This window comes from Martinezella sp. CNPSo 3957 (assembly GCF_057784395.1).
This window is the reverse complement of sequence record NZ_JBXSOU010000009.1, coordinates 127955-150405: the sequence shown is the minus strand read 5'-3', so window position 1 is coordinate 150405 and position 22451 is coordinate 127955. Positions and strand designations below refer to the sequence as shown.

Here is a 22451-nt window from a genome sequence, read left to right as displayed (position 1 = left end):
AGGCAGGGAACATCATGTCGGCATTGTGCTTTTCGGACACCATCTCGGCGGCGCTGACCGAAGGGATCCTTGTCGTCACCATAGACAACGCGCCTGTCAATGCACTCTCCGCCGATGTCAGGGCCGGCCTGATGGCTGCGTTCGATCATGCCGAAAGGAGTGTGGATGTCGCCGGCATCGTACTGACCGGTGCGGGAAATAGCTTCATCGGCGGCGCCGACATCAAGGAATTCGGCAAGCCGCCGATCGAGCCGCATCTACCTGATGTCATCTCCCGCATCGAATCCTCTACGAAACCCGTTGTCGCCGCGATCAATGGCGTGGCGCTCGGCGGCGGGCTGGAAGTGGCGCTCGCCTGCCATCGCCGCCTTGCCACACCCGCAGCGAAGCTCGGCCTTCCTGAAGTCAAGCTCGGCATCGTGCCGGGTGCCGGCGGCACGCAGCGCCTGCCGCGTGTGACAGGCATCGCCGCCGCCATCGATATGATCGCCAATGGCCGCATCGTATCCACCGCCGAAGCGTTGAAGCTCGGCATCGTCGATGGCGTGGCCAAGGGCGAGCTAATCGCCGAAGCTATCGCCGACGCCAAGACGACCAACGCCGCATCGTTGCGCCGCACGGGATCGCTGACGGTTCCTCCGGAAGCAACAGATGCGATCGACAAGGCGGTATCGGACGCATTGCGCAAGGCACGCGGCCAACGTGCACCGGCCGAAGCCATCCGCCTCGTGCGCCTGGCGGCGACCCTCTCTTTATCAGAGGGACTGGCCGAGGAACGCCGCACATTTATTGCCCTCCGCGACAGCGAAGAAGCCGCAGCCCTGCGTCATGTCTTCTTCGCCGAGCGCGCCGCGGGCAAGGTCGAGGGATTGGAGACCGTCGCTCCGCGCAAGATCGAAACCATCGGCATCGTCGGCACCGGCCTGATGGGATCGGGCATTGCCGTCTCCGCCCTCAATGGCGGCTACCGGGTCATCGGCGTCGAGCAGAGTGCCGAGGTCGCGGAAAAGGGACGCGAGCGCATCATCGGCCTCCTCGACAAGGCCGTGCAGTCCGGCCGCCTCGATGCGGCGGGGCGAGAAGATCGCTTGGGCCGGCTGACCGTCACCGCCGACATGCAGCAGCTGGTGCAGGCCGATCTCGTCATCGAAGCCGTTTTCGACGATCTCACAGTCAAGACCGAGCTGTTCCAGCGCCTCGATACGATCATTCGCGCCGACGCGATTCTTGCCACCAATACGAGCTATCTCGACCCCGACGTGATCGCCGCCGCAACACAACGGCCAGAGCGTGTCGTCGGGCTGCACTTCTTCTCGCCCGCCAATATCATGCGGCTCCTGGAGGTGGTGAATTGCAAGCAGACGGCGCCGGATGTGCTGGCGACAGCCATTGCCCTGGCAAAACGGCTAGGCAAGCTGCCCATCGTCTCCGGCGTCACCGAAGGCTTCATCGGCAACCGCATCTTTTCCGCCTATCGCCGCGAAGCGGAATACATGGTCGAGGATGGCGCTTCGCCACAGGAAATCGACGCAGCACTGGAGGCCTACGGCTTTCCGATGGGGCCTTTTGCCGTGTTCGACATGGCGGGTTTGGAAATCGCCTGGGCGCGCCGCAAGCGGCAGGCCGCGACACGCGATCCCTCGGAGCGCTACGTCGTCATCGCCGACCGGCTCTGCGAAGCCGGCCGTTTTGGCCAGAAGACGGGCCGCGGCTGGTATGCCTATCCCGACGGCAAACGGACTGTTGATCCCGAGGTCACGGCCATGATCGAAGCCGCGCGCGCCGAAAGAGCCATTGTGCCGAAGAGCTTCACCCCAGAAGAGATCGTCAGCCGCCTGCTGAAAGCCATGGTTGACGACGGCGAGGCGCTGCTTTCGGAAGGCATTGCCGCGCGCGCCAGCGATATCGATCTCGTCATGATCAATGGCTATGGCTTTCCGGCCAGCAAGGGCGGCCCGATGTTTGCGGCCGGCCGTCGCTGAAAGCAGTCACCGCAGACGGGTCAGGCCGCCGAAGAGAGCAGCGTGAACAATTCCTGCGGCCGGTTGACGCCACGCAGCGCATAACGGCCGACGGAAACGAGATCGTTGCTCTGCTGGCCTGACAGCGCCTCGACGAAATTCGACGACATCAGGACGTTGCGGTCGGCCGACCGGCACATCGAAGCGATGCGGCTGACCTCATTGACGGCCGGGCCGATCACCGTGAAATCCAGCCGGTCCATACTGCCGATATTGCCATAGAAGACATCGCCGATATGCAGGCCGAGATAAACGTCGGTGACCGGCCGGCCTTCGATCTGCCGCTGCGAGTTGAGGTCGCGCAGCCGCTGGCGCAGCAGCGATTCCGCCATCAGGGCGGCAGCGCAGGCGTCGGCGGAATTACGAGCCTTGAAAATCGCCAGCGTGCCATCGCCGATCAGCTTCAGCACATTGCCGCCCGCCTCATGGATCGAGGAGATGACCGCGTCGGCATAGGCATTCAGCATAGGAATGATTTCATCCGGCTCGGCCGTATCGGAAATGCGCGTGTAATTTGCGAGATCGGAAAACCAGAGTGCGGCCGAAATCCGCTCGGTCTTGCCGCGGGTAATCTTGCCCTCGAGCACATGCCGGGCGGCATCCTCGCCGAGATAGACCTCGGCAATGGTGCGGGCGATGCGGCTCATGCCGGTACATTTGATCGCCAAAGCCAGCGCGGGCGTCAGCTTGCGCAGCACGCGCAGATCTTCCTCCGGAAAACCGACCTCATGCGCGGTGGCAAAATTGGAATAGAAGCAATCCATCTCGCCGATCGTGCCGCCCTCTTCGAAACGGTGGATCATGGCGATGTAGTCCGTGTGACCGTCGGCCAGCAGCGTATCGAGCCCGTAGAAATCGGTCGGGTCGCCGAAGCCGATGCGCCGGCGTACCTCGTCTCCGCCCGTTGTCAGCATGTGATAGAAGGCGGAACGCTGCCAGTTTTCAGAGGCGATCCCCTGTTGCGTCGGGCCATATTCGAACTCGCGCTCGATGATCTGATTGCCGTCCCAACGGAAGGCGCGTCCTTCATAGACCGGGTGCAGCGTATCCATCAGCGCCATGGCCCGATCGATGTTGAGACCATGCTGACGGCACTGCTCGCAGAAACCCGAGAGGATATCGACTTCCGTCATTCCCTTAAGGCCGGCCTGCATGAGCCAGCTGGCAATTTCGCCAATGTCCTTCGCGTCCATGGATATCTCCCGACCCTCTGAAGGATTCGCTTTAGTACGAAACTCTAAGGCTTGGAATGCCGTCCTGCACAAAATAGTTTCGATGCACGTCAGTCATCGCCGCTCCTGTGGCACAGAAGCGGCGATTTGACGCTGGAAGATGGCAATGCGGTCTCAGCCTTTGACGACAGGTCTCAGCAAATCCTCCAAGCCGATGCGCCGGAAGAGTTCTGCCCTCACCCGATCGGCAACGCCATTGACGATTTCCGCACCATCTTCCGAGGGGTCTATATGGGTGCGGAACGGGCGTGTGCCAAACGGCATGTCGATCACATCGACGATCGCGGTCGCAACCGAGGCTGCATCTGCGTCGGCCGGCTCCAGCGAGGCGAGCCCCTTCAGTGCCTGATCGGGAACACCTGCATAAGGACCATCGTCGTATTCGGCGGCACGAGCCTTGTCGGCCGGCGAGCCGGAATGGGCAAAATGGTTGGTGCCTTTCGTAAAGGCGCCGGGAACGATGATGGCGGTCTCGATGCCCCAGCGTGTCAATTCAGACGCATAGGACACGGCAAGCGAGTCCATGGCCGCCTTGGCAGCGAAGTAAGGCGAGAGATAGGGCGGCGTGCCGCCACGTGTGCTGGACGAGGAAACCCAGACCACCAGCCCCTTCCCTTCTTTGCGCATGTGAGGCAGCACGGCTCGATTGACGCGCTGGGTGCTGAGCACGTTGATGTCGTAGAGTTCGGCGAACTGTTCGGGCGTGAAGGCTTCTGCCGGGCCGAAGGACATGTGGCCGGCATTGTGGATGATGGTGTCGATGCGGCCCTGCTCGGCGATGACGGCGGCAATGCCGGCTTCGATGGAAGCATCCGAGGCGACATCAAGTTCGACGGTTCTGAGATCGACGCCGTTCTCCTTGGCGAAAGCCGCCGCTGCCTCGACCTGCGCCGCATTACGCCCATTGGTTTCGCGGATGCCGGCATAGACCGTATGGCCTGCCTTGGCGAGCGCGCGTGCCGTCAGAGCCCCGAAGCCGCTCGATGCGCCAGTGATTACGATGACTTGCTTGCTCATGATCTTGCTCCTTCAGAGGATTGGCTGTTATTGACGATGAATTGGAGAGCGGCAGGAATTGCCCTGCCGCCAAGTTGCTCAGATCATGCCGCCATTGGCGCGCAGCGTTTGGCCGTTGATCCAGCCGCCGTCCGGGCCGACGAGGAAGGAGACGGCGGCGGCGATATCCTGTGGCGTGCCCAGGCGCTCCAGCGGGTTCATCTTGGCCATACGATCGATGAGTTCGTCGCTCTTGCCGTTCAAAAAGAGATCGGTGGCCGTCGGGCCGGGTGCGACGGCATTGACCGTTATCGAGCGGCCGCGCAGCTCCTTCGCCATGATGCCCGTCAGAAGCTCGACCGCCGCCTTCGTTGCGGCATAGACGCCGTAGGTTTCGAGCTTCAGACCGACAATGCTGGTCGAGAAATTGACGATACGCCCGCCATCACGCAGGCGCCTGCCGGCTTCGCGCAGCGTATTGAACGTGCCCTTGAGGTTGATGGCGATATGGCGGTCGAAATGCGCGTCGTCGGCATCGGCAATCTTCGCCAGCTGCATGATGCCGGCATTGTTGACGAGGACATCGACACCGCCGAAGGCAGTTTCTGCCGCATCGAACATGCGGCGCACGGCATCCACATCAGAGACATCGGCTTTCGCGGTCAGCGCCTTGCCGCCCTTTTCCTCGATCTTGCGAGCGAGTTCCTCGGCGGCTGCTTCGCTACCGGAATAGTTGATGACAACAGTGAGGCCGTCTTCGGCCAGACGCTCGGCGATCGCGGCGCCGATGCCGCGGGATGCGCCGGTAACGATTGCTACTTTGTTGGAATTGCTGCTCATTTTCCTCATCCTTCGTTGCTTTGCGCCGTAGCGCCTTTCGATGAGGAGAAGATGCCTCTTTTCATGAGGCGGATAATCGACCATTAATTGGCATCACTATCCGAAATCAGCGAACAAATAATATGGACAGATTCGATGCCATGCGGGTGTTTTGTCGGGTCGTGGAACGGCGCAGCTTCACGCTCGCGTCCGAAGACACCGGCCTGCCCCGCTCGACGGTGACGGACGCAATTAAGCAGCTCGAGACCCGCCTTGGCGTGCGCCTGCTGCAGCGCACGACGCGGCATGTGAGCCCGACACTCGACGGCGAAGCCTATTACCAGCGCTGCCTGCGCATCCTCTCCGATATTGAGGATGCCGAAGGCGCCTTTGCCGGGGCAAAGCCAAAGGGCGTGCTACGAGTTGATGTGCACGGCACGCTTGCGCGGCACTTCGTCCTGCCGAATCTTCCTTCCTTCCTCGAAACCTATCCCGATATCGAACTGCAGATCACCGAGGGCGACCGGTTCGTCGATCTGATCCGAGAAGGGATCGACTGCGTGCTGCGCGTCGGCACGCTGCAGGATAGCGACATGATTGGCCGCCGCGTCGCGATGCTGGAAGAGGTGACGCTTGCGGCGCCCGCCTATGTCGAACGGTTCGGCATGCCCGCCCATCCGGAGAAGCTCGACGGGCATCGGATGATCGGCTTCCGCTCTTCCGCAACGGGCGGATTGCTGCCGCTGGAATTCCAGATCGATGGCGCCGTGCGCGAAATTACCCTGCCGGCCACCATCTCGGTCAATGCGGCTGAGAGTTACTTCGCGGCGGCCAAACTCGGCCTCGGCCTGATCCAGGTCCCGCGCTACCACGCAGAGGAAGCCTTACGATCGGGCGAGCTGCTGCATGTCCTTGAGGATTATCCACCGACCCGAACACCCGTCTCGATGCTCTATCCGCGCAGCCGCCAGCTTTCGCCGCGGGTCCGCGTCTTCATAGATTGGCTTGTGAAGGTTTTTGCCGGATAGAACGTGGCTGAAAGCCCGGCCGGATGAATATTCCGCGAAAGCGATCAAATAAATGAAATCGGCTCTTTGAATGCGCGACCGGCACGCCTACGTCGTAGTGCATTACCTTACGGGCAATGCCGTTGCTACTTCACGACAGCCTGGCGATTTTCGAGAGAGAGCCCATGACCGAACAGAAGCAATTGAAGCTCGGGGCCTTCATGCGTCCCGTCAGCCTGCATACCGGCGCCTGGCGTTATCCCGGCGCCTATCCGGACGCCAACTTCAATTTCCAGCATATCAAGAGCTTCGCGCAGGAACTGGAAAAGGCGAAGTTCGACGCCTTCTTCATGGCCGATCACCTGGCGGTTCTCAACATGCCGATCGAAGCTTTGAAGCGCAGCCACACTGTGACCTCCTTCGAGCCCTTCACCCTACTTTCGGCGCTCGCCGCCGTGACTGACAGGATCGGCCTCGTCGCCACTGCCTCCACCACCTTTGATCTGCCCTATCACATCGTCCGCCGCTTCGCCTCCCTCGATCACATCAGCGGCGGTCGTGCCGGCTGGAACATCGTCACTACGTCCAATCCCGATGCCGCGCTTAATTTCGGCCTCGAAGAACATATGGAACATGGCGAGCGCTATCATCGCGCCCGCGAATTCTATGATGTCGTCACTGGCCTCTGGGACAGCTTCGCCGACGATGCCTTTCTCCGCGATCCCGAAAGCGGCATCTTCTTCGATCCCGAGCGGATGCATGTTCTCGGGCACAAGGGCGAGGAACTGAGCGTCCGCGGACCCCTTAACATCGCGCGACCGCCGCAAGGCTGGCCCGTCATCGTCCAAGCCGGGCAATCGGATGCCGGCCGCCAGCTTGCCGCAGAAACGGCCGAGGCCGTCTTCGCAGCTCCGCGCAACCTCGCAGACGGCAAGTCGATCTTTGCCGATATCAAGGGGCGGATGAAGGCGATCGGTCGCAATCCGGATCATCTGAAGATCCTGCCCGCCGCCTTCATCGTCGTCGGCGACACGATTGAGGAAGCAAAGGCCAAGCGGGCAAAGCTCGATAGCCTCGTTCATTATGACAGCGCTATTGCATCGCTCTCGATCGCGTTAGGGCATGACGCTTCCAAGTTTGATCCCGATGGCCCGCTGCCGGAGATTCCGGAGACCAATGCCAGCAAGAGCGGCCGCGAACGCGTCATCGCGCTTGCCGAATCGGAGAAGCTGACCGTGCGCCAGCTTGCCCAGCGCCTCGGCGGCTATGCCGGCCTCGCCTTTGTCGGCACGCCTGAGAGCATCGCTGACGAGATGGAGCAATGGCTGCATGAGGAAGGCTCCGACGGTTTCAACGTCGTCTTCCCCTTCCTGCCGCAAGGCCTGCTTGACGTGACCACCCGCGTCGTTCCCGAACTCCAGCGCCGCGGCATCTTCCGCCGCGATTACGAAGGCACGACATTGCGCAAACACCTCGGCCTGCCGCGCCCGGAAAACCGCTTCTTCACGAAGCCGGCTGCGGCAGCGCAGTAAGAGAGATGACATGAGCCATATCACGCCGATCGATTACGAGACTGCTTCCGAGGCCGTGCGAGCCGAACACGATCGCGAAATACAATTGCGCGGCCGCATGACGAATATGAAGCGGACATTGCTGCACTCGCCGGTGGCGCATCGCATCTATGCGGAATGGTTTCCCCTGCGCGAAGAACTGCGCCCGGCGCTTGACGATCGCGCCGTCTGGCTGCTTTGCCAAGCTATCGCAATCGAATGCCGCTCGATCATCCCGGTCGGCTTCTTCCGGCGTGCGCTGATCAATGCCGGCCTGACGCCGGAAACGATTGTGCCGACTGAAGACGAGGCTCTCTTGATCGAATTCGGCAAGGCGATCGTCAGGGATTCCAACGCCATTCCGGAGGGGATTTGGGATCGATTGAAGGCCCGCTACGATGAGCCGACGCTTGCTAACCTCGTCGCTTTCGCCGGCATCATGATCGCAACGGCGATCTACAGCAATGCCGTGAAGGTTGATATCGATCCGGAGCTTGGGCCTTATCTTGAGGGATTTGAGTTTCCGCTGAAATGAGGAGCAATAGCAGATACCGGGCCATCTCGCCCTTGGCGGGCGAGAAAGCAATTTCATTGGTTTAGGAATTGCGACACCGAAGATCATACATATTCAGAATTGTAGCGCAATTTCTAAGCCATTGAAATTGCAAGAGCGGGGGTCCGTTACTTGCCGCTATAGCATTGGGAAAGCCGGTGCGTCCCTGCCTACCCCCGCCCTTGCAAAATCTAGCACTTAACCTTGCGGCTAAATGCTGATTTTGCGTTCCCGCCCGCAAGGGGCGGGATAGACCAAATCTCACCCCGAAATCGTCGTCTCGAACTGCGGATTGCCGCGGATCGTGTTGCTCACGGTGCAGATCTCATCCTCGGCGGCATGCGCGATGGCATTCCGGATCTCGTCGCCGAAATTGCCCTTGATGGTGAAAGCGATGTTGAATTTCTCCACGCGCGAAAGGCCTTCGGTTGCCTTTTCCCCTGTCACGACAGCAGTCACTTCCGTGAGCTTGTCGAGCACGCCGAGGCTGCTGGCCGCCATGCGGGCGCTCAAGACCAGGCAGGCCGAGAGCGACGAATAGAGCAGATCAAGCGGATTGAAACCCGCCTGCGACGGCGAAGTGACGATGTCGATCTCACCGCCGGTCACCGACGTCACATGCGGAAAGCCGGTGCGGCCGACCGTAGCGGTCGCGCCCGTCTGCCTCGTCTTCACTTTCAGTTCGGCCATGTCGAAAATCCTTGAAATAAAAGCGGGAAACCCTTTCCTTCTACATAGGGATTCATCGCGCAGGACACAATTGCAGTTCGTGGCCCTTGCGTCTTCCAGCCAGTTAAGCCACCAAATGGTTACAGGCTCTGAGAAGCAATTTCAGGAAAAGTGCGTGGCGGTTTTCCGTCCGGAATTGCGTACAAACGCTCTAGCAGACAGGCAATTCGATATGACCGTTACCGATCCCCGCGCCTTCCTGACCTCGCTGTTCGATGCCGCGGTTCGCGCAGCCGATCCGTTAACCGGCATTCGCGCGCATCTGCCTGCCAAACCGAAGGGTCGCACGATCGTCGTCGGCGCCGGCAAAGGATCTGCCCAGATGGCGGCCGCGCTGGAGCAATGCTGGGATGGCCCACTGGAAGGCCTTGTCGTGACGCGATACGGATTTTCCGCCCCCTGCCGCCGGATCGAGATCATCGAAGCCGCCCATCCCGTGCCGGACGAAGCAGGCCTCGTCGCTTCCCGTCGGCTTCTGAAACTTGTCGAGGGCCTGACGGAGGACGATCTGGTGATCGCACTGATATCAGGCGGCGGCTCGGCGCTGCTTCCCTCGCCAGCGGATGGCCTGAGCCTTGCGGACGAAATCGCGGTCAACAAAGCGCTGCTCGCCTCCGGCGCGCCGATCTCGGCGATGAATGTCATTCGCAAGTATTTGTCGACCATCAAGGGTGGCCGGCTGGCTGCTGCAGCCCATCCGGCCAAGGTCGTCTCGCTCGTCGTCTCGGACATTCCCGGCGACGACCCTGCACTTGTGGCCTCCGGCCCGACCGTACCCGGCCTCGGGACGCGCGCCGAAGCGCTCGATCTCATCCGCCTCTATCGCATCGAACTACCACCGGCCGTTCTCGCCCATATCGAGAAATTTGAGGCGGATGCGCCCCGCCCGGACGATCCTCGTTTTGCCGGCAATGAAGTGCATGTCATCGCCTCTGCCGGTGTCTCCCTGGAAGCTGCCGCCGAGGTAGCGCGTTCCACCGGCATCGAAGCGGCCATCCTCTCCGATGCCATCGAGGGCGAGGCCCGCGAAGCTGCGCATGTCCACGCCGCGATTGCCCGCGAGGTGCTTCATCGCAACCGGCCCTTCATCAAGCCGATCGTACTACTGTCAGGCGGCGAAACCACGGTGACCTTGAAAGGCAAGGGCAAGGGCGGGCGAAACTCGGAGTTCCTGCTATCGCTGGCCATCGATATCGACGGCCATGCCGGCATTCACGCTATGGCCGCTGATACCGATGGCATCGACGGCAGCGAGGACAATGCCGGCGCCTTTGCAGATGCGAGCACCGTGGCACGGCTGCGCAAGGCTGGAATGGTTCCGGCTGAGATGCTGGCAAACAACGATGCGTGGACGGCCTTCAACGCGATCGGAGATCTCTTCGTCCCCGGCCCCACGGGAACGAACGTCAACGACTTCCGCGCTATCCTGATCGCGTAACCCCCGGAACGGGTAGCTTAAATAATTGCGGTGCAATCGTCACAGCGCCAATAGGCGGCTGCCGTCGATGCCCATCGAAGAAAACGTCGGCTGCAATGGTCGCATTCGATTTCCACGACATGCGTCCTTTCGCCAACGATGAATGGCCTGGTCTTGATCCTGCGCTCGCTCTTCCATTGCTCGAGCTTCGTCACGGCCATGATCACCCTCCACGCAATACTCGCCTCGACAAGCAACAATCTAAAATAGATTCAACTAATAAAAGAAATATTGCAAGTGCGAAGCGATTTTCCGCGCGGCAAGCGGACCGAAATTATCCGTAGTAGTGCATGGAAGACATAGTGCGCCGGCTTTCGGCCGCGGCGGGATCGCTCCATTAAAAAATTGTGACGGCGGATATCGCCATTTTCGCGCACGACGCCATGTCATTCGTTGGCGATTTTCCATCAAGATAACAATGGGAGGCATATTCATCATGCGCCACTTCCGCCAGCGGGCGATTTCGTCGGTAACCCTGGTCACATTTGCTCTCTTTTCCGTCACCGCCAGAGCTGCCGCGCCGCCACCGGTCGAGGCGGAACATGGCATGGTGGTCACCGCTCAACATCTCGCCACCGATGTCGGCGTCGAAGTGCTGAAGAATGGCGGCAATGCCGTCGATGCCGCCGTTGCAGTCGGCTATGCGCTGGCCGTGGTCTACCCGACCGCCGGCAATATCGGCGGCGGCGGCTTCATGACCATCCGCATGCGCGACGGCAAGACGACCTTCCTCGACTTCCGCGAGCGCGCGCCCCTGGCGGCGACCAAAGGCATGTATCTCGACGACAAGGGCAATATCGTCAAAGGCGCCAGCACGGACGGCTATCTCGCCGTCGGCGTTCCGGGCTCAGTCATGGGCTTCGAGACGGCCCGCGAGAAATACGGCACGAAATCCCGCCAAGATCTAATCGCGCCGGCCATACGCTACGCCAAGGAAGGCTTCACGCTGAACCAGGCCGATGCCGCCGAACTGAACGAGGGCAAGAAGTGGCTTTCTCGCGATCCGGCCACCGCCGCAATCTTCACCAAGTCAGACGGCAAGCCCTTTGCCACGGGCGACAAGCTGGTGCAGCCGGATCTCGCCAACGCCCTATCCGGCATTTCCGATCAGGGGCCAGATGGCTTCTACAAGGGGCCGGTCGCCAACGCTATCGTCAAGGCAAGCCAGGACAAGGGCGGCATTCTCGCAAACCAGGATTTCGAACAATACAAAGTCCGCGAGCTCGAGCCCGTGAAGTGCAATTATCGCGGCTATGAGATCATCTCCTCGCCGCCGCCCTCCTCCGGCGGCGCCATCATCTGCGAAATCCTCAATGTGCTGGAAGGCTATCCGCTCTCCTATACCCGCTACGCCTCGGCCGACACCGTCCACTACATGGTCGAAGCCATGCGCTACGCCTATGTCGACCGCAATTCGGCGCTCGGCGACCCGGACTTTGTCGACAACCCCGTCAGCAAGCTACTGGACAAGGCCTATGCCCAGAAGATCCGCGATGGCATCTCGCCCTACAAGGCTGGCGTTTCCAAGGAGCTGATGCCGAAGGGCCTCGGCGAAAGCCACGAGACGACGCATTATTCGATCATCGACAATGACGGCAATGCCGTCGCCGTCACCTATACGCTGAACGGCTCCTTCGGTGCCGGCGTCGTTGCGCCTGGCACTGGCATCCTCTTGAACAACGAGATGGATGATTTCACCTCTAAGCCCGGCGTGCCCAACCTTTACGGCCTGGTGCAGGGCGAGGCCAACGCCATCCAGCCGAAGAAGACGCCGCTCTCCTCCATGAGCCCGACGATCGTCACCAAGGATGGCAAGCCCTTCATGGTAATCGGCAGCCCCGGCGGCTCGCGCATCATCACCATCACGCTGGAAGCGATCATCAACGTCATCGATTTCGGCATGAACATTCAGGAGGCGATCGACGCGCCGCGCATCCATCACCAATGGCTGCCGGATAAGGTCTACATGGAGCCGCGCGCGCTCTCGCCCGATACGATCAAGCTTCTGACCGGCATGGGCTACACGGTTCAGGTGGACAACAGCTGGCCGATCTGGGGCCAGGCGGCCGGCATCCTTGTCGGGGGCAAGAGCCTCAGCGACATCGCCAAGGGCGGTGGCGCCCGCTATAACGGCGCCGTGGACAGCCGTGCCGGCTCAGGGCTTGCCGAAGGCTACTGATCGCCTCGGTGCCTGCTGAAAACGACGACTCGGACCGGTGCCACCCCCAATTGGCACCGGTCTTTTCGCCTTTGGCATCCGGCTCAAACGAGCACATTATCTTACGCGAAAAAACCAAGCGTGAGCATTTCGGCGCGATATCGCGCCCATTCATTCACCTCACGTTTATTTGATGCCGTTTGCCCCTGCATGTGCGTCATTTTTTTCATCCCATGAATGGGATTTGCGATTTCTGATATAGCAATCGCGTGCAAGCAGGAGTATACAAACCGCCGTTCAAATAGGCCTTCGCGCCATGACCAGACTTGCGGTTCTGTCTTACGACCCCACCGCACCATCGAGAGCGATCCCCGACAATGTCGGATCAGATATTCCAGGCCGCCCCGACCCGGCGGGCCGCACCGAATTTTCGTGTAGTAGCGCTTATCGTAGCAAGCGCGATGTTCATGGAACAGCTCGACGCGACCGTGCTCGCAACAGCCCTTCCGACCATGGCGAGAGACTTCGGCGTCAGCGCACCGGCCATGAGTATCTCGCTGACTTCATACCTTCTCAGCCTCGCAATCTTCATTCCCGCCAGCGGCGCCATCGCCGATCGCTTCGGGTCGCGCACCGTCTTCCGATCCGCCATCGCGGTCTTCGTTGTCGGCTCGCTTCTCTGCGCGCAGGCGCCGAACCTGTTCTTCCTCGTGATCGCGCGTCTCCTTCAGGGTCTCGGCGGCGCTATGATGCTGCCCGTTGGTCGCCTCGTGCTGATGCGCAGCGTCGCCCGCAAGGACATGGTCAATGCCATGTCCTGGCTGTTGATCCCGGCGCTGGTCGGCCCCATTCTCGGCCCACCGGTCGGCGGCTTGTTCGTGACCTACCTCGACTGGCGCTGGATCTTCTACATCAACGTGCCGATCGGCATCATCGGCTTCATCCTGGTGACCATGTTCATCGAGGAAGTGAAAGGCCCGCGCACCGGCCGTTTCGATCTCTCAGGCTTTATCCTCTCGGGCATTTCGTTGGGATCGCTGCTCTTCGGCTTCGAAATGTCGAGCCGCGAGGGCGAAGGCTATCTCGCGGTTTTCCTCATCTCCGTCGGTCTGCTCTTCGGCATCGCCTATCTGCGCCATGCGCGCCAGCACCCCTCGCCGATCATGGATTTCTCTTTGATGAGGGTGCCGACGTTCCGCACTTCGGTCATCGCCGGTTCGCTGACGCGCATCAGCCAGGGCGCCCATCCCTTCCTGATCCCGCTGATGCTGCAGCTCGGTTTTGGTCTTTCGGCCGCTGCCGCCGGCCAGATCGCCATTGCGACGGCACTCGGCTCGATGGCCATGAAGCCGCTGCAGGTCCGCATTCTCCGGACACTCGGCTTCCGCACCGCCCTCATCATCTTCGGCCTGATCGGCACGCTCGGCTATGGCATGTGCGCGCTTTTCAAGCCGGATTGGCCGCTGCCCGTCATCTTCGTGATCCTGTTCTTCTGCGGCTTCTTCATGTCGTTCCAGTTCACGGCCTACAACACGATTGCCTATGACGAGATCGAGCGCGACCGCATGAGTATTGCGACCAGCTTTTACTCGACCTTCCAACAGCTGATGCTGTCCCTCGGCATCTGCGTCGCAGCCCTTGCCCTACATGGCTCGACGCAGTTCCTCGGCCATGGCAAGCCCGAGATGGTCGACTTTTCCGTCGCCTTCATCGTTGTGACGGCCATTGCGCTTCTCGCGGTCATCTGGAACGCCAGCTTCTCGCGCACTGCCGGCTCCGAGATCAGCGGCCACCGCCGCAGATCGCCGGAAGACAGCCTCGGCGAGCACTGATGCTTGCCTCCCGCCCACTCCGGCAATAGCGACTTTTGTGAACAGTGCCTTCACGGGCGGCGCATTGCATTGAACAATGACCTCGACCTAAATAGCGACCAGAACGAAGTAACAGTCTGGAGCATCCCATGGTCGCCGGCATCCATCACATCACGCTGATCACCCGCAAGGTCCAGGCGAATGTCGATTTCTACGTCGGCTTCCTCGGCCTGCGCCTCGTCAAGCGCACCGGCGGATTTGAAGACGTTACCCAGCTTCATCTCCTCTATGGCGACGCTAAGGGCTCGCCCGGCTCGCTGATTACTTTCCTTGTCTGGGAAGGCGGTTCGCCCGGCCGCGCCGGCGTCGGCCAGATCGGCGAAATCTCTCTCGCCATCGATCCGGCAAGCATTGGTTTCTGGCTGACGCGCGCATTGAGTGCCGGCCTCAAGCCCGAAGGCCCCTCCGACGAATTCGGTGAGCCTGTGCTTCGGCTGAAGGATCCGGATGGCGTCATCGTCAAGCTTGTCGGGACCAATGCCCTCCAGGCAACGGCGCCGTGGGTGAGCGATGCCATTCCGCAGGAGCACGCGATCCGCCGTATCCGCGGCGCGACGCTATTCAGCGAAACGCCCGAGGAGACGCAGGCCATTTTGGTCGACCATTTCGACTACCGCCCGCTTACTACCAGCGGGGCGATCAGCCGACTCGTCTCTGAGCCTGGCGATATCCTCGACATCCGCGATGCCCGCGGCTTCTGGGCGAGCGCCCCGGGTACGGGTACGGTCGATCATGTCGCCTTTCGCGCCGCCGACGATGCGGAATTGCAGTCGGTCCACACCGCCCTGCAGGCGATCGATTCCGGGCCGACGACGATGCATGACCGCAAATATTTCCGCTCGCTCTATGTCCGCGAACCTGGCCAGATCCTGTTCGAACTCGCTACGGATGCGCCTGGCATGTTGATCGACGAGGATGAAGCAACACTTGGCACGCGCCTCTTCGCTCCCGGCGACAGTCCGAAGCTTTTGGCCGAGCTGAACGTGATCCTGCCGCAGTTCTCCATGCCCGGCGAACCGCGCGTCATCTATCGCGACCTGCCCTTCATCCATCGCTTCTTCACGCCCGATGAGCCGAACGGCAATGTCTTCATTCTGCTGCACGGTTCCGGCGCCAACGAAACGACAATGCTGCCGCTTGGTCACGAGATCGATCCCAATGCGACCTTGCTCAGCGTGCGTGGCCGTGCGCTGGAAGAAGGTGCGCCGCGCTGGTTCCGCCGCAATGGGCCGATGAGCTTCGATCAGGCGGATATCGCCAGCGAGGCAGAAGCCTTCGCCGCCTTCATCGATGGCGCGATCCATGCCTACGGGCTGGATCCCGATCGCATCGTCTATATCGGCTATTCGAACGGCGCCAACTTGCTGAACGCCATGCTGTCGCTGCACCCGCATCTCATCCGCCGGGCTGTGCTGCTGCGCTCCATGGCCGTACTCGAAAATCCTCCGGCGGCTGATATGTCGGATGCCGATGTGCTGGTGGTCGCCGGCGAGAAGGATCTTTACGGGCCATATGCCCAACCGCTGACGGACCGCTTGCGCGAAGGCGGCGCAAAGGTCGAACTGGCAACAGTGCCGGGCGGCCACGAGTTTGACGATGCCGATGCACCGGTCATTGAAGAGTGGCTTAAGCGGGACGGGTAGGACCCGACACATCCCCCTTCTCCCCTCGGGGAGAAGGAAATTGTGGCAGGTGATCAACCCTTGAACGTATATTCCGCGATCGATTCCGGCTTCATCTCGATCGAGAAGCCCGGCAGGCTCGGCGGCATATAGGCGGCATCGCGAATGATGCAGGGGTCGATGAAATGCTCGTGCAGGTGATCGACATACTCGATCACGCGACCATCCTTGGTGCCGGATACGGCGATATAGTCGATCATCGACAGATGCTGCACATATTCGCAAAGGCCGACACCGCCGGCATGCGGCCAGACCGGCAACCCATATTTGGCGGCGATCAGCAAAACCGCCAGCACTTCGTTGAGGCCACCCATGCGGCAGGAATCGATCTGCACGATGTCGATCGCGCCCTCGGCGATGAACTGCTTGAACATGATGCGGTTCTGGCACATCTCGCCGGTGGCGACCTTCACCGGGCCGATGGCCTGGCGGATCTTGCGGTGTCCGGCAACATCGTCAGGGCTTGTGGGTTCTTCGATGAAGAAGGGCTTGGCGAAGGCGAGCTTTTTCACCCAGTCGATCGCCTGATTGACCTCCCAGACCTGATTGGCGTCGATCATGAGGTAACGATCGGGGCCGATCACCTCGCGGGCAATGGTCAGGCGGCGGATATCGTCCTCGAGATCGCGGCCGACCTTCATCTTCACATGGTTGAAGCCGGCGTCGATCGCCTCCTGGCACAGGCGGCGCAGCTTGGCGTCGTCATAGCCGAGCCAGCCGGCCGATGTCGTGTAGCAGGCATAGCCCTCGCGCTCGAGCGTGGCGATGCGGGCGACCTTGCCGGCCTCCGCCTTCTTCAGGATGGCGACGGCCTCATCGCGGGTCAGCACATCGGTCAGGTAACGATAGTCGACGATATCGGCGATCTGCTCGGCATCCATCTCAGCCACCAGCCGCCAAACCGGCTTGCCGGCTTCCTTCGCGAGCAGATCCCAGACGGCGTTGACGACAGCGCCGGTTGCCAGATGCATCGCGCCCTTCTCCGGGCCGATCCAGCGCAGCTGGCTGTCGCTGGTCAGATGACGCCAGTATTTGCCGGGGTTTTCCAGAACCGTCGCAAGCTCCGTGCCGACCACCAAATGCCGCATCGCCTCGATCGCCATGCAGCAGATGTCATTGCCACGGCCGATGGTGAAGGTCAGGCCGTGGCCGGCAAGGCCCGGCTTATCGGTGTCGAGGATGACATAGGCTGCCGAATAATCCGGATCCGGATTCATCGCATCCGAACCATCGAGGCTCTGCGACGTCGGGAAGCGCAAATCGAAAACGCGAAGATTGGTGATGCGCGTCATTGGAAAACTCCTTCTAAATCCATCGCGACCTCTCGACCCCTTCAGCCAAGGTCGAACTCCTCCCAGAGCGCCGCATTATGCTCGCCAATATGCGAGCTGCACATTCGATTTTCAGCAATCGCCTGCCGATGCGGATAGGCGGATGCGTCCTCAAAGCGCCTCTCCTCCTAAACCTGTCGTCGTTTCTGCAGAGAGCCTTACTTTTCTTATGTGAATAGTTTTTTCACATATGCATGATTTTTGCAATCGAAAAGACAGCATGAATTCGCGCTCCATGCTCCCGCCAGCGCCACAAAATGCGCTATTGTCTGATCCAAATGGATTTGCTGAAGGAGATGTAGGGAATGGCAACGGTTAAATTGCTCGATGATGCGGAGGCAGAGGCGATCCCGGCCGTGAAGGCGGTGTTCGACGATATTCGCGCGGTGAGAAAATCCGATTTCGTCAATAATTTCTGGCGCGGTCTGGCGAACGACCCGGCACTGCTGAAGCGCACCTGGGAAGGGCTGAAAGCGGTGATGATGACGGAGGGCACGCTCGATCCGCTGGTGCGCGAGATGATCTACATTGCCGTCTCCACCGCCAATGGCTGCAGCTATTGCATCCATTCCCACACCGCCGCCGCGAAGGCGAAAGGGATGACCGATGCCCAGCACGCCGAACTACTGGCGGTCATCGGCCTTGCCGGACAAACGAACCATCTGGTCACGGCGATGCAGATCCCTGTCGATCCGGAATTCGATGTCGGCGGCCGCTGAAAATGCAGAAGGCCCGCGGGCGTGCCGGCGGGCCTTCCTTAAACGGTCTTTCGCTTTTCAGCGGTCAGATTTTTCCGTCGTCTGAGCGTCTGCAGCGAGGGCGGCAACGTTGAGGCCGTTGTTCACGGCGAGCAGCCTTTTACGAACCAGAACGCCCATCACGCGGGCAGCCGTTGAAAAGGTCATCGTGTCAAGCGGACCTTCGCCCTCCCAGGGCTTGGTCAGCCGCTCGGTCACAGCCGAAACGATATTGTTGGGCACGATATCTGTGCACTCGCGCATGGCTTCGAACACGACGCTGATGGGATGGATGCGTCCTTCGAACGTCACGATCGGTTCGGTTACTTCGCTGTCCCATTCCTCGAAGGCATAGAGCGCTTCGCGAAAGAGCTGCTGCAGGGTGATGGGTGCATGACCCTCATGAAGGGGCGGCAAGGCATTCGACATGTCTGTCTCCTTTCAATTGGAAGTCCGGCGCATGTATGAAAATGGATGGTCTCTCCTCCGAGACCCAAGCGCTGCTTCGTCGGCTTGGCGCGCCGGAAGAACGGGGCGTGGCGCGGCAAACCATCTCGTGACCGGCGCAACGCGGGACACACGAAATGTTCCCACCGGTCATTTAACTTGATCAAGTCTATAGATTAATCTCGACTTGAAAAGCCTCTTTAAGAATTTTCTGCAATTCTCTTTATTTTTGAATGACTTCGCGTAGTATGAAATTGCTGCGCGCCGACGAAAGGCGCGCGAATCTCTCTCCCAAGAGCAAAGGGGACCCCATGTGCGGCGATCATGAACATCAGCATCGCGACGGGCACGATCACGACCCTCAGCCCATCGATTGGCGCGAACACGGCATCAAGATCATTCCCGGCAATGCGCTGGATCCGAATACCGCACAAACGCCCGGCATGAACCGCGCGACCGCGATCAATCATGCGCGCGCCGGCGCTGAAAAGATCTGGGCAGGAACCGTGACGATCCATGCCAATGCCAAGACCGGCGCTCACCATCACGGCGATCTCGAAAGCATCATCTACGTCGTCAAGGGCAAGGCCCGGATGCGCTGGGGTGACAACCTCGAATTCGTCGCCGAAGCCGGCCCCGGAGACTTCATCTTTGTGCCGCCTTACGTGCCGCATCAGGAAATCAATGCCAGCCGCGATGAAACGCTGGAATGTGTTCTCGTTCGCTCCGGGCAGGAACCGGTCGTCGTCAATCTGGATATCGAACCGGTGGAAAAACCGGAAGAAGTCCTCTGGAAGGACCCGATCCATCGTTAATCTGCATATTTTTCAGGCAAAATCTCATTTGCCGCATAAATAATCTACAATATTTATAGAAAATTAGTTTGCGCTTTGCGCCGCACTGAAAAGAGTTTTTCAGAAGTGCGGCGCACAACGCATGATCCTGCTTGGCGATGCGAACACGCGCCTGAGATGATTAAGCCGTCAACGAGATATTGATCTCGATCATCAGGAACAGGATTTCCCATGACTGAAAAGCTTTCTAGAGGTTTCGACGCGCTGCGCCTTTCCCGCCGCGCCGGCCTTGCTGCCATCCTCGCCTCCGCTGTCGCCGTTTTCGGCTGGACGGCGACTTCCACGCCATCTTTCGCGGCAGACAAGACGGTCAAGGTCGGCATCATCAGCGGTGAAGACGAAGATGTCTGGCGTGTCGTGACTGCTGAAGCCGCCAAGAAAGGATTGAAGGTCGAGACGGTCGTCTTCAACGACTACACCCAGCCGAACGAGGCCCTCGAGCGCGGCGAAATCGATGCCAACGCTTTCCAGCACAAGCCTTACCTCGACAACCAGATCAAGCAGCACGGCTACCACATCGTCAGCGTCGGCTATACCGGCGTCTGGCCGATCGGCCTCTACACCAAGAAATACAAGACCGTGGCAGAGCTTCCGAAGGGTGCGGTCATCGGCGTACCGAACGATCCGTCCAACGAGGGCCGTGCACTGCGCGTGCTGCAGAACGAAGGCGTGATCAAGCTCAAGGATGGCACCGGCATTCTCGCCACGACCGCCGACATCGTTGAAAACCCCAAGAACGTCGAGATCAAGGAACTGGACGCCGGCATCGTCGGCCGCTCGATCGACGACCTCGATGCCGCAGTCGTCAACACCGATTGGGCATTGAAAAGCGGCCTGACGCCGAAGCAACGCATTGCACAGGAGCCGATCGACGGCAATCCTTATCGCAACTTCATCGCCGTCAAGCAGGGCAGCGAGAACGAGGCCTGGGTGAAGACCCTGGTGGCCGCCTACCAGAATGACGCCGTCAAGGCAGAGTTCGACAAGGTTTACAAGGGAACGGGCATCAGCGCCTATTGATGTCAGGACCGCGCTGAGCGGCGAGGCGGCCGGGGTATCTTGCCCGGGCCGCCTTTGATGTTTAAAGCCACGCTCAACCCGCGCCGAACGCAAAAAGAAGATTGGGAAGCAGACATGAATTCCTTCATCCCAGCCACATCAATCGACGGACAGGCGCCGCTCGAACGAGCGGTGGGCGACGAAATCGTCCGCCTGGTCGATGTCCGCCGCCGGTTCGGCACGACGCCTGCGCTTGATGGAATTTCGCTGACCGCGCGCCGTGGCGAGATCGTCGGCATCATCGGCCGCAGCGGCGCCGGCAAATCGACGCTGATCCGTTGCCTGAACGGGCTGGAGCGCGCCGATAGCGGCGAGATCCATATCGAAGGCCGCGACATCGCACGCCTCTCGGAAAAGGAACTGCAGCCGCTGCGCCGCCGCATCGGCATGGTCTTCCAACATTTTAATCTGTTGTCCGCAAAGACCGTCGAAGAGAATATCGCTCTGCCGCTGAAGATCGAGGGGGTGGCCAAGGCCGAACGGCTGCAGCGGGCGCGCGAGCTGCTTGATCTTGTCGGCCTTGCCGATAAGGCAAAAGCCTATCCCGCCGCCCTCTCCGGCGGCCAGAAACAGCGCGTCGGTATTGCCCGCGCACTAGCTGCCCGCCCGGCGCTGCTGCTTTCGGACGAAGCAACATCGGCGCTCGATCCGGAAACGACGCGGTCGATCCTCGCACTGCTGAAGGATATCAATCGCAAGCTCGGCCTGACGATCCTGCTCATCACCCACGAGATGGAAGTGGTGCGCTCGATCGCAGACCGCGTCGCGGTCATCGATGCCGGACGGATCGTCGAGGAAGGCTCCGTGTGGACAGTCTTCGCCAACCCCGAAACGGAGATCACGGCAAGCCTGCTCGGCGGCATCCGCCCGCAGCTTCCCGAGCACATCGCCGCCCGCCTGTCGCCGACGTCAGGCGTCGAAGCGATCCTCAGCGTCGATCTTGCCGGTCCGGCCGCGCAAGGGGCACTGTTTGCAGAACTCTCGGCTGCCCTGCCGCGCTCTTTTCGCCTGGTTCACGGTGGCATCGACCACATCCAGAACCAACCCGTTGCCCGTTTCTTCGTCGCCGTCCCGACGCGCAATCCGGATCTGCCGGCGCAGGTCAGCGATTTTCTGAAAGCCCGCTCCGCCCGGGTGGAGGTTTTAGGCTATGACAACTGATGTGATCCTCGGCCTGCTTTGGCGCTCCTTCTGGGAGACGATTTGGATGACGGCTGCGTCCGGCCTCCTCTCCCTGGTCATCGGCCTGCCGCTCGGCCTCGCCCTCGTCGTCACCGGTCGCGGCGGCATTGCCGAGCAGCCTGCGATCAACAACGTCCTTGCCGCGCTCGTCAATGGCTTCCGCGCCGTGCCTTTCGTCATCCTGCTGATTGCCCTCATCCCGCTGACCCGGCTGATCGTCGGCACGGCGCTCGGCACGACGGCGGCGATCGTGCCGCTGACCATCGCCGCGATCCCTTATTATGCCCGTATCGCCGAGGTCTCGCTGCGTGAAGTCGATCGCGGCTTGATCGATGCGGTGCGCGCCATGGGCGGCAATCGCTGGACGATCATCCGCGAAGTGCTGGTGCCAGAAGCCATGCCCGGTATCGTCGCCGGCTTCACGGTGACGCTGGTGACTCTGATCGGGGCTTCCGCGATGGCGGGCACTATCGGCGGCGGCGGCCTCGGCGACCTTGCGATCCGCTACGGCTACCAGCGCTTCGAAACCGGCGTCATGATCGCCGTGGTCATCGTACTGATCGTTCTGGTCTGCGGCATGCAATGGCTGGGCGATCGCCTAGCCAACCGGCTCGACCGCCGCTAGAGCATTTCCGCTTTTCTTCGAATCGCGAAAACGCTCTATCTTCTTGTTTTTACGCAGTTCCGGACGCAAAACCGCTTCGCACTTTTGCTGGAACTGCTCTAGCTCGGCTCCCTGATCCCGC

Annotated in this window: 20 protein-coding genes; 13 read left to right on the top strand and 7 right to left on the bottom strand. The window is 60.7% G+C overall.

All coding sequences use genetic code 11. The annotated features are described in order from the left end of the window. Positions 1-14 precede the first annotated feature (14 nt). Positions 15-1982, top strand: coding sequence for a 3-hydroxyacyl-CoA dehydrogenase NAD-binding domain-containing protein (locus AC13QE_RS21155; RefSeq protein WP_488485122.1), 1968 nt, complete (start codon positions 15-17; stop codon positions 1980-1982). A 20-nt stretch (positions 1983-2002) separates the two neighbouring features. Here AC13QE_RS21155 and AC13QE_RS21150 read toward each other — a convergent pair whose 3' ends face one another. From AC13QE_RS21150 to AC13QE_RS21140, 3 genes are all read right to left on the bottom strand, one after another. Then, entirely contained in the window at positions 2003-3214 is a 1212-nt protein-coding gene (locus tag AC13QE_RS21150; protein ID WP_112334990.1) for an adenylate/guanylate cyclase domain-containing protein, read from the bottom strand. A gap of 153 nt (positions 3215-3367) precedes the next feature. Further along, positions 3368-4270 (bottom strand): SDR family oxidoreductase, encoded by a 903-nt coding sequence (locus AC13QE_RS21145; protein WP_488485121.1) that lies wholly within the window; start codon positions 4268-4270, stop codon positions 3368-3370. Positions 4271-4348: 78 nt separating this feature from the next. Next, positions 4349-5089, bottom strand: a complete 741-nt coding sequence (locus tag AC13QE_RS21140; RefSeq protein WP_488485120.1) for an SDR family oxidoreductase — start codon at positions 5087-5089, stop codon at positions 4349-4351. Positions 5090-5211: 122 nt separating this feature from the next. On the opposite strand from AC13QE_RS21140, the gene AC13QE_RS21135 reads away from it, so the two are divergent. The 3 genes from AC13QE_RS21135 (at position 5212) to AC13QE_RS21125 (ending at position 8160) form a co-directional block, all read left to right on the top strand. Further along, positions 5212-6096 carry a LysR family transcriptional regulator gene (locus tag AC13QE_RS21135; RefSeq protein WP_488485119.1) on the top strand — a complete coding sequence of 295 codons (885 nt, stop codon included), beginning with the start codon at positions 5212-5214 and terminating at the stop codon, positions 6094-6096. Between the two features lie 164 nt (positions 6097-6260). After that, positions 6261-7607 carry an LLM class flavin-dependent oxidoreductase gene (locus AC13QE_RS21130; RefSeq protein WP_488485118.1) on the top strand — a complete coding sequence of 449 codons (1347 nt, stop codon included), beginning with the start codon at positions 6261-6263 and terminating at the stop codon, positions 7605-7607. Between the two features lie 10 nt (positions 7608-7617). Further along, on the top strand, positions 7618-8160 hold the full coding sequence (locus tag AC13QE_RS21125; protein WP_488485117.1) for a carboxymuconolactone decarboxylase family protein: 543 nt from the start codon (positions 7618-7620) through the stop codon (positions 8158-8160). Positions 8161-8439: 279 nt separating this feature from the next. Here AC13QE_RS21125 and AC13QE_RS21120 read toward each other — a convergent pair whose 3' ends face one another. Continuing rightward, positions 8440-8868 (bottom strand): OsmC family protein, encoded by a 429-nt coding sequence (locus AC13QE_RS21120; protein ID WP_488485116.1) that lies wholly within the window; start codon positions 8866-8868, stop codon positions 8440-8442. A gap of 211 nt (positions 8869-9079) precedes the next feature. Between AC13QE_RS21120 and AC13QE_RS21115 the strand changes: the two genes are divergently transcribed. Further along, positions 9080-10345 carry a glycerate kinase type-2 family protein gene (locus tag AC13QE_RS21115; RefSeq protein WP_488485115.1) on the top strand — a complete coding sequence of 422 codons (1266 nt, stop codon included), beginning with the start codon at positions 9080-9082 and terminating at the stop codon, positions 10343-10345. Positions 10346-10362: 17 nt separating this feature from the next. Here AC13QE_RS21115 and AC13QE_RS21110 read toward each other — a convergent pair whose 3' ends face one another. Further along, complete coding sequence (locus tag AC13QE_RS21110; protein ID WP_112334997.1) at positions 10363-10545, bottom strand: hypothetical protein; 183 nt, start codon at positions 10543-10545, stop codon at positions 10363-10365. A gap of 275 nt (positions 10546-10820) precedes the next feature. Between AC13QE_RS21110 and ggt the strand changes: the two genes are divergently transcribed. From ggt to AC13QE_RS21095, 3 genes are all read left to right on the top strand, one after another. Then, positions 10821-12563, top strand: coding sequence for a gamma-glutamyltransferase (ggt, locus tag AC13QE_RS21105; RefSeq protein WP_488485114.1), 1743 nt, complete (start codon positions 10821-10823; stop codon positions 12561-12563). Between the two features lie 356 nt (positions 12564-12919). Beyond that, positions 12920-14374 carry an MFS transporter gene (locus AC13QE_RS21100; protein WP_488485113.1) on the top strand — a complete coding sequence of 485 codons (1455 nt, stop codon included), beginning with the start codon at positions 12920-12922 and terminating at the stop codon, positions 14372-14374. 128 nt (positions 14375-14502) lie between these two features. Beyond that, complete coding sequence (locus AC13QE_RS21095) at positions 14503-16056, top strand: VOC family protein (protein WP_488485112.1); 1554 nt, start codon at positions 14503-14505, stop codon at positions 16054-16056. A 53-nt stretch (positions 16057-16109) separates the two neighbouring features. Here AC13QE_RS21095 and AC13QE_RS21090 read toward each other — a convergent pair whose 3' ends face one another. Continuing rightward, complete coding sequence (locus AC13QE_RS21090; protein WP_488485111.1) at positions 16110-17387, bottom strand: L-fuconate dehydratase; 1278 nt, start codon at positions 17385-17387, stop codon at positions 16110-16112. Positions 17388-17731: 344 nt separating this feature from the next. Between AC13QE_RS21090 and AC13QE_RS21085 the strand changes: the two genes are divergently transcribed. Further along, positions 17732-18145 (top strand): carboxymuconolactone decarboxylase family protein, encoded by a 414-nt coding sequence (locus AC13QE_RS21085; RefSeq protein WP_488485110.1) that lies wholly within the window; start codon positions 17732-17734, stop codon positions 18143-18145. Positions 18146-18202: 57 nt separating this feature from the next. Here the strand turns inward: AC13QE_RS21085 and AC13QE_RS21080 are convergent, their stop codons facing one another. Then, positions 18203-18592, bottom strand: coding sequence for a BRA0787 family protein (locus tag AC13QE_RS21080; RefSeq protein ID WP_112335002.1), 390 nt, complete (start codon positions 18590-18592; stop codon positions 18203-18205). Between the two features lie 329 nt (positions 18593-18921). On the opposite strand from AC13QE_RS21080, the gene AC13QE_RS21075 reads away from it, so the two are divergent. The 4 genes from AC13QE_RS21075 to AC13QE_RS21060 all read left to right on the top strand — a co-directional run bounded on the left by AC13QE_RS21075 (position 18922) and on the right by AC13QE_RS21060 (position 22330). Then, a complete protein-coding gene (locus AC13QE_RS21075) occupies positions 18922-19425 on the top strand; it encodes a cupin domain-containing protein (protein ID WP_488485109.1) in 504 nt (167 codons plus the stop codon). A gap of 210 nt (positions 19426-19635) precedes the next feature. Further along, the gene (locus AC13QE_RS21070; RefSeq protein ID WP_488485108.1) at positions 19636-20484 is read left to right on the top strand and encodes a MetQ/NlpA family ABC transporter substrate-binding protein; all 849 of its coding nucleotides are present in this window, start codon (positions 19636-19638) and stop codon (positions 20482-20484) included. 114 nt (positions 20485-20598) lie between these two features. Beyond that, positions 20599-21684, top strand: a complete 1086-nt coding sequence (locus tag AC13QE_RS21065) for a methionine ABC transporter ATP-binding protein (protein ID WP_488485107.1) — start codon at positions 20599-20601, stop codon at positions 21682-21684. After that, positions 21674-22330: a methionine ABC transporter permease gene (locus AC13QE_RS21060; RefSeq protein ID WP_488485106.1), complete on the top strand. Its 657-nt coding sequence runs from the start codon at positions 21674-21676 to the stop codon at positions 22328-22330. The genes AC13QE_RS21065 and AC13QE_RS21060 overlap by 11 nt, the downstream gene beginning before the upstream one ends. Positions 22331-22451 lie beyond the last annotated feature (121 nt).